The organism is Halomonas sp. (assembly GCF_041689495.1).
In the GTDB taxonomy this organism is placed as follows: Bacteria; Pseudomonadota; Gammaproteobacteria; order Pseudomonadales; family Halomonadaceae; genus Halomonas.
In genome coordinates, this window is the sequence record NZ_JBDNGD010000296.1 from 1 (window position 1) to 6,560 (window position 6,560).

Consider the following 6,560-nt stretch of genomic DNA (forward strand, 5'->3'; position numbering starts at 1 on the left):
ATCGCGCCCTTGTTCGAGACCCTCGATGATCTCAATCGTGCCGGTGATGTCATCGATCAACTGCTGGGCTTGCCCGGTTACCGTGCGCTGGTCGAGGACCGTCAGGAGGTGATGATCGGTTATTCCGATTCGGCGAAGGATGCCGGCCAGCTGGCTGCCGCCTGGGCCCAGTACCGAGCCCAGGAATCCCTGGTGGAGGTGTGCCGGTCCCATGGCGTGGATCTGACCCTCTTTCACGGCCGTGGCGGTACCGTGGGTCGCGGAGGCGGTCCCGCCCATGCGGCCATCCTCTCCCAGCCGCCTGGGTCGGTGAACGGCAGCCTGCGCGTCACCGAGCAGGGCGAGATGATCCGTTTCAAGTTCGGCCAGCCGGATATCGCCCTGCGCTCCATGGAAATCTATACCTGCGCGGTACTCGAGGCGTCCCTCTTGCCGCCACCCGCTCCCCGGCCGGAATGGCGTGACGAGATGGATCGCCTGGCTGAGGTGGCCCATGCCGCCTATGTGGGGGTCGTGCGAGAGGATCCGGATTTCGTGCCTTATTTCCGTTCGGTCACGCCGGAAGGCGCCCTGGGTCGACTGCCGCTCGGCTCCCGGCCCACCAAGCGGCGTCAGGATGGCGGCGTCGAAACCCTGCGGGCCATTCCCTGGATCTTTGCCTGGACTCAGATCCGCCTGATGTTGCCCGCCTGGCTGGGGAGTGGCGAAGCCTTTTCCCGGCGGCTGGAGCAGGAAGGGGGCCTGGATGTGCTTCGGGAGATGCGCGATCAGTGGCCCTTCTTCGGGACCTACCTGGATATGCTCGAGATGCTGCTGGCCAAGGCCGATGTGGGAATCGCGGCCTACTACGAGCATCGCCTCGTGGATGAGCCCTCCCTCAAGGCGCTCGGGGAAAGGCTGCGTGGTCGCTTCGGCGTCTTGCATGACGCGCTGTTGCTGGTCCTCGACCAGCAGGCGTTACTCGAGAAGACGCCACTCATTCGTCAGGCCATCGAGGTTCGCAATCCTTACATCGACCCCCTGCATGGGTTGCAGGCGGAATTGCTCCAGCGCAACCGGGATGCCGACGGGGCCATCAGTGCCGACCTGTTACGGGCCCTGATGGTGACCATGGCGGGAATCGCGACAGGGCTTCGCAATACCGGCTAAGTGATCTATTCGACTAAGGTTTCATGAGAGACGCGCCACTGATCAAGATGTTGACCGTGCGTGAAAAATGCCAACGCAGCCGTTATGGAAATTTATTCCGGATTGGTTTTTAATGAGTGGGTACTTTGATATGCTCAACGTGATCCGGTCAGCGAAAGCGGCTCGGGTCGATACCGTCGAACGACAACGAATCAGTTCGTAATGGGAGACCATAAAAATGTCCAACACCACAGACGCCAGCGTCGACAAGAACGCTACCGTGGATGCCAATGACTCCACCAGCATTGATACGCAGCAGAATTCTCGCCGCAAGTTCCTGAAGGGCGGTCTATTGGCCGCTGGCGGTGTGGCAGCGAGCTCCTTCGCCGCTCCAGCCGTCATGGCGCAAAGCCCGATCGTCATCAGGATGCAGACCGCCTGGCCTTCGGGTGACATCTGGATGGATTTCGCTCGTGAATACGTCGACCGCGTTCACGAGATGTCCGGTGGACGCCTGCAGATCGACCTCCTGCCCGCGGGTGCCGTGGTCGGTGCCTTCCAGCTGCTCGACGCCGTCAATGATGGCATTCTCGATGCAGCCCACGACGTGCCGGTCTACTGGTACGGTAAGCACAAGGCGGCCTCGCTGTTCGGTACCGGCCCGGTCTGGGGCGGTGACGCCACCAACATGCTGTCGTGGTTCTACCAGGGCGGCGGGCAGGAATTCTACCGTGAGCTGACCGAGGACATTCTCGGTCTGGGTGTCTACGGCTTCTTCGGCTTCCCGATGCCGGCTCAGCCGTTCGGCTGGTTCAAGGAAGCCGACGTCACCTCGGTTGAAGATGTCCAGGGCCTCAAGTATCGCACCGTTGGCCTGGCCGCCGACCTCATGCAGGAGATGGGCATGAGCGTCACCCAACTGCCGGGTGGCGAGATCGTGCCGGCGATGGAGCGTGGCGTCATCGATGCCTTCGAGTTCAACAACCCGTCCTCCGACATGCGCTTCGGTGCCCAGGACGTGGCCAAGAACTATTATCTGTCCTCCTACCACCAGGCCAGTGAGTCCTTCGAGTTCCTGTTCAACAAGGCCTTCTTCGACGACCTGCCCGAAGACCTGCAGGCCATCCTGAAGTACGCCGTTGAGGCGGCCTCCACGTCCAACACCGCGGCGGCACTCGACAACTACTCCAGAGACCTCCAGGTTCTCCAGGATGAGCATGGTGTCTCTGTGCAGCGCACCTCCAGCGAGATCCTCAGCGCTCAGCTCGAGGCCTGGGATACGCTGATCGTCGGTCTGGAAGAGGACGAGTTCATGAGCCGTTGCATGCAGAGCCAGCGCGAGTGGGCAGAGCGTGTGGCCTACTACGAGATCATGAACAAGCCGGATCTCACCCTGGCCTATGAGCACTTCTTCCCGGGCAAACTGAAGCTCTGACGTTCGGCTTCTCGCGGGTTAACGGTCCCCGGCCATCGCGCCGGGGATATTTGTGGTGAACCCGGTCCCGGTTAGGGACCGGTACTGTCCACTGACACCGATGCGATGGCCAGGTGGTCCTGGCATCGGCCGTTTCTCAAGGTGTTCACAGCGATGATCAACGTCGTCAATTTCATAGATCGCTTCACCGCCTGGTTCGGTAGGGCCTTTGCCTGGCTGATCCTGCTGATGGCGTTCGGCATGGGTTACGAGGTGCTGTCGCGTTATCTGTTCAACGCGCCCACGGCCTGGGCCTATGACATGTCCTACATTCTCTATGGATCACTGTTCATGATGGGTGGCGCCTATACCCTGGCTCGCAATGCCCATGTGCGTGGCGATTTCCTCTATCGTCTCTGGAAGCCGCGGACCCAGGGCATCGTGGAGCTGGTGCTCTATTTCATCTTCTTCTTCCCCGGCATCCTGGCCCTGGTGATTTCCGGGACCAAGTATGCCGCACGTTCCATCGGCTACATGGAGGTCAGCGTCTTCTCGCCGGCCGGCGTTCCGGTCTTCCAGTTCAAGGGCATCATCGTGGCGGCCGGTCTCCTGCTGTTCATCCAGGGGATTGCCCAGGTGTGTCGCTGCATCCTCTGCATTCGCCACAATGAATGGCCGCCGAGCATAAGTGATGTCGAGGAACTCGAGGACAAGCTCATCAGGGAGGCTGCCGAAGAAGGTATTGACAAGGCGAAGACAATCGCCAAGGGGAGGGATGACGCATGACCGATGCAGCTATTGCCATCATGATGCTGGGGATCTTCATCCTCGTCATCTTCCTTGGCTTTCCCATCGCCTTCACCCTGATGGCCCTGGGTATAGGGTTCGGCTACTACGCCTATTTCGATCCCAGCCGGATGTGGCGGGACTATGACCGTGCCATCGAGGCGGGTGTCGAGGGCATGGACCTCTGGTCAAGCTGGATGGGAGGCTTGTTCAACAACACGATCTTCGATCTCTTCGTCAACCAGACCTACTCGGTCATGGCCAACGAGGTATTGACCGCCGTTCCCCTCTTCCTCTTCATGGGTTATATCGTCGAGCGCTCCAACATCGTCGAACGCCTCTTCTCGACCCTCTACATTGCCGCGCGGCGGTTACCGGGCTCCATGGCCGTCGCCGCCCTGATCACCTGTACCCTCTTTGCCACCGCCACCGGTATCGTCGGTGCCGTGGTGACCCTGATGGGACTGCTGGCCTTTCCGGCCATGCTCAACGCGCGCTACAACACCAGCTTCGCCTCGGGTGTCATCTGCGCCGGCGGTACCCTGGGGATACTGATTCCCCCCTCGATCATGTTGATCGTCTATGCGGCGGCCTCGGGTACGTCCATCGTGCGTCTCTATGCCGGGGCACTGCTGCCGGGCTTGCTGCTCGCCGGTCTCTACTTGACCTATATCATCGGGCGTTCCATGCTCCAGCCCTCCATCGCGCCCAAGCCGACGAAGGAAGACATCGGTGATATCTCCACGCCGAAGCTGATCCTGATGGTCGCCACCTCCTTCCTGCCGCTGGCGGTGCTGATCATGGCGGTGCTGGGGTCGATTCTCTTCGGCCTGGCGACACCGACCGAAGCGGCATCGGCAGGCGCCCTGGGTGGCCTTGCTCTGGCTGCGGTCTATCGCGCACTGACCTGGGAAAGGCTGCGTGAGTCGGTCTATCTGACCATGAAGACCACTGCTATGGTCTGCTGGCTGTTCGTCGGCTCCTGGACCTTCTCCTCGGTATTCTCTTACCTGGGTGGGGAAAACCTGATCACCGAGTTCGTCACCGGCCTGGACTTGTCCCCGCTGACCTTCCTGTTGATGGCGCAGCTGATCATCTTCCTGCTTGGCTGGCCCCTGGAATGGTCGGAGATCATCATCATCTTCGTGCCGATCTTCCTGCCCTTGCTGCCGATGTTCGGTATCGATCCGCTGTTCTTCGGTATCCTGGTGGCCCTCAACCTGCAGACGTCCTTCCTGACCCCCCCCATGGCGATGTCGGCGTATTACCTGAAGGGGATAGCCCCACCGCATGTGCTGCTGACGGATATCTTCAAGGGCTGTATGCCGTACCTGGCCATGGTGATACTCGCGATGGTCGTTCTCTATAATTTCCCCGGAATCGTATTCTGGCTACCGGATCTTGTTTATGGGTAAGCGTATCGAAGCCGTAGATCCCTTGATGCTCACGGCGCGTGATGCGGCATGGCGCATTGCCGATGGGGTGATGACCTCCAGCGACTATGTCGCCTCCTGTCTCGATCGAATCGCCGAGGAAGAGGGGCGGGTCCAGGCCTGGGAGTTCATCGACCGCGACAAAGCCATGCGTCAGGCGGAGAATTGCGACCGCCGACGCCGGCTGGGATTGCCCTTGCCTCCTCTGCATGGGGTGCCTGTGGCGATCAAGGACATCATCGATGTGCAGGGCATGCCGACCGGGAATGGTACGGCCCTGGATGGTGGTCGAAATGCCCAGGAAGACGCCACGGTGATCAGGCGGTTGCGTGACGCCGGTGCCGTGATACTCGGCAAGACCGTAACCAGTGAGTTTGCCTACTACCAGCCGGGCAAGACGCACAACCCCCATGATCCGAGCCGCACACCCGGGGGCTCCTCGAGTGGCTCGGCCGCCGCCGTAGCGGCGGCCATGGTTCCGCTGGCCATTGGTACCCAGACCAATGGCTCGGTGATTCGTCCGGCCTCGTTCTGCGGTGTCGTCGGCTACAAGCCTTCCTATGGCGCCATACCCAGGACGGGGATCCTCAGGCTGGCCCCGAGTCTCGATCAGGTGGGCATCTTCGCCCGCTCGATCGAGGATGCGGCACTGGTCGAGTGGTTGATGGGGCCGGATGATGTGGACCTGGACACCAAGCAGAGCCCCGGGCCCCTATCCGCCACGGCGGCATCGGAGCCCCCGGTGACGCCGGATCTCGCCTATGCCAGGACGCCCTTCTGGGATCGTGCGGATGGCGAGACACAGGCGGCCTTCGGTGAACTCCAGGAGGCACTGGGTTCACATCTCGAGGCGATCGAATTGCCCGAGGTCTTCGCCCGCGGGGTGGGGTGGCTGGAAGCGATCATGACGGCCGAGATGGCGCGTAATCTCGGTCATTACGTCGATCGATCACCGGATCAGGTCAGTGACCGTTTCCGCCAGTTGATCGAAGATGGACGTGCGATGAAGGCGGTGGATTACCAGGGCGCTCGGGACATGCGCCAGGTATTGCGGGACTCCCTCAAGCTGGTGTTCGAACGCTTCGATGCCATCGTTACCCTGTCGGCACCGGGTGAGGCACCGCAGAGCCTGGACACCACGGGGGATCCGATCTTCTGCAGCCTCTGGACCTTCTGCGGCCTGCCCGCCATCAGCCTTCCGTTGCTGACCGGGCCGAATGGAATGCCGGTGGGGGTACAACTGGTGGGTGCCCCCGGTCAGGATGCCCGCTTGTTGAGAACGGCTCGCTGGTTGGTGCGTACACTTTCCGAGGAGGGAGAACAATGAGTGAAAAAATTCTTGCCTTGCTGGCCCTGACCGGGTTGATCGTGTTCCTGCTGCCCTTGGTGATCATGGTGCCGCATGTGGATCTGATCCTGTTCGTGACGGCCTGTGTCTTCCTGGCGGTATATGATTTCTGGGTGGAACTGTTTGTCAAGAAGGCCTGAGCGCATGGATCTGCGCTCGGGTGATTCCTGAGGACGTTACAGCAGGAACAAGCACGCCAATCTCCCGTGGACATTCGGGGGGTTGGCGTCTTTCGTTGGGACCTTGCTGTCAGGGTGTTGGCGACGCCGACGACTCGGGCTGGAGACGTCTCGGTTCAGAAAGACCTGATCAGAAAGCGTAATGCACCGAAGCAGTCACCAGATTCAGGTGCGCCATGCTGGGGGCATCGATCTCCTCGAGTTCGATACGGCTGACCAGGCGATCGAACTGCATGCGGGCGCCGAAGCCATGGATCCGCGATGTCCCCTGG

6 protein-coding genes are annotated in these 6,560 nt (G+C 61.0%); all 6 read left to right on the forward strand.

The genetic code is table 11. The features are described 5' to 3' along the window. Nucleotides 1–1,149: phosphoenolpyruvate carboxylase (locus tag ACESMD_RS09960; protein WP_372612737.1), on the forward strand; the 1,149-nt coding region annotated here is incomplete at its 5' end. 217 nt (nt 1,150–1,366) lie between these two features. Beyond that, a complete protein-coding gene (locus ACESMD_RS09965) occupies nt 1,367–2,563 on the forward strand; it encodes a TRAP transporter substrate-binding protein (protein WP_372612739.1) in 1,197 nt (398 codons plus the stop codon). Between the two features lie 153 nt (nt 2,564–2,716). Further along, the gene (locus ACESMD_RS09970) at nt 2,717–3,328 is read left to right on the forward strand and encodes a TRAP transporter small permease subunit (protein WP_372612741.1); all 612 of its coding nucleotides are present in this window, start codon (nt 2,717–2,719) and stop codon (nt 3,326–3,328) included. Further along, nucleotides 3,325–4,743, forward strand: coding sequence for a TRAP transporter large permease subunit (locus tag ACESMD_RS09975; RefSeq protein WP_372612743.1), 1,419 nt, complete (start codon nt 3,325–3,327; stop codon nt 4,741–4,743). Before ACESMD_RS09970 ends, ACESMD_RS09975 begins: the two co-directional genes overlap by 4 nt. Then, the gene (locus tag ACESMD_RS09980; RefSeq protein WP_372612745.1) at nt 4,736–6,088 is read left to right on the forward strand and encodes an amidase; all 1,353 of its coding nucleotides are present in this window, start codon (nt 4,736–4,738) and stop codon (nt 6,086–6,088) included. Before ACESMD_RS09975 ends, ACESMD_RS09980 begins: the two co-directional genes overlap by 8 nt. Further along, complete coding sequence (locus ACESMD_RS09985) at nt 6,085–6,249, forward strand: hypothetical protein (RefSeq protein WP_372612747.1); 165 nt, start codon at nt 6,085–6,087, stop codon at nt 6,247–6,249. Before ACESMD_RS09980 ends, ACESMD_RS09985 begins: the two co-directional genes overlap by 4 nt. Nucleotides 6,250–6,560: the final 311 nt, after the last annotated feature.

Coding starts and splice junctions, on each gene's coding strand:
- ACESMD_RS09965 (WP_372612739.1), top strand. CDS start 1,367: ATGTCCAACACCACAGACGCCAGCGTCGACAAGAACGCTACCGTGGAT.
- ACESMD_RS09970 (WP_372612741.1), top strand. CDS start 2,717: ATGATCAACGTCGTCAATTTCATAGATCGCTTCACCGCCTGGTTCGGT.
- ACESMD_RS09975 (WP_372612743.1), top strand. CDS start 3,325: ATGACCGATGCAGCTATTGCCATCATGATGCTGGGGATCTTCATCCTC.
- ACESMD_RS09980 (WP_372612745.1), top strand. CDS start 4,736: ATGGGTAAGCGTATCGAAGCCGTAGATCCCTTGATGCTCACGGCGCGT.
- ACESMD_RS09985 (WP_372612747.1), top strand. CDS start 6,085: ATGAGTGAAAAAATTCTTGCCTTGCTGGCCCTGACCGGGTTGATCGTG.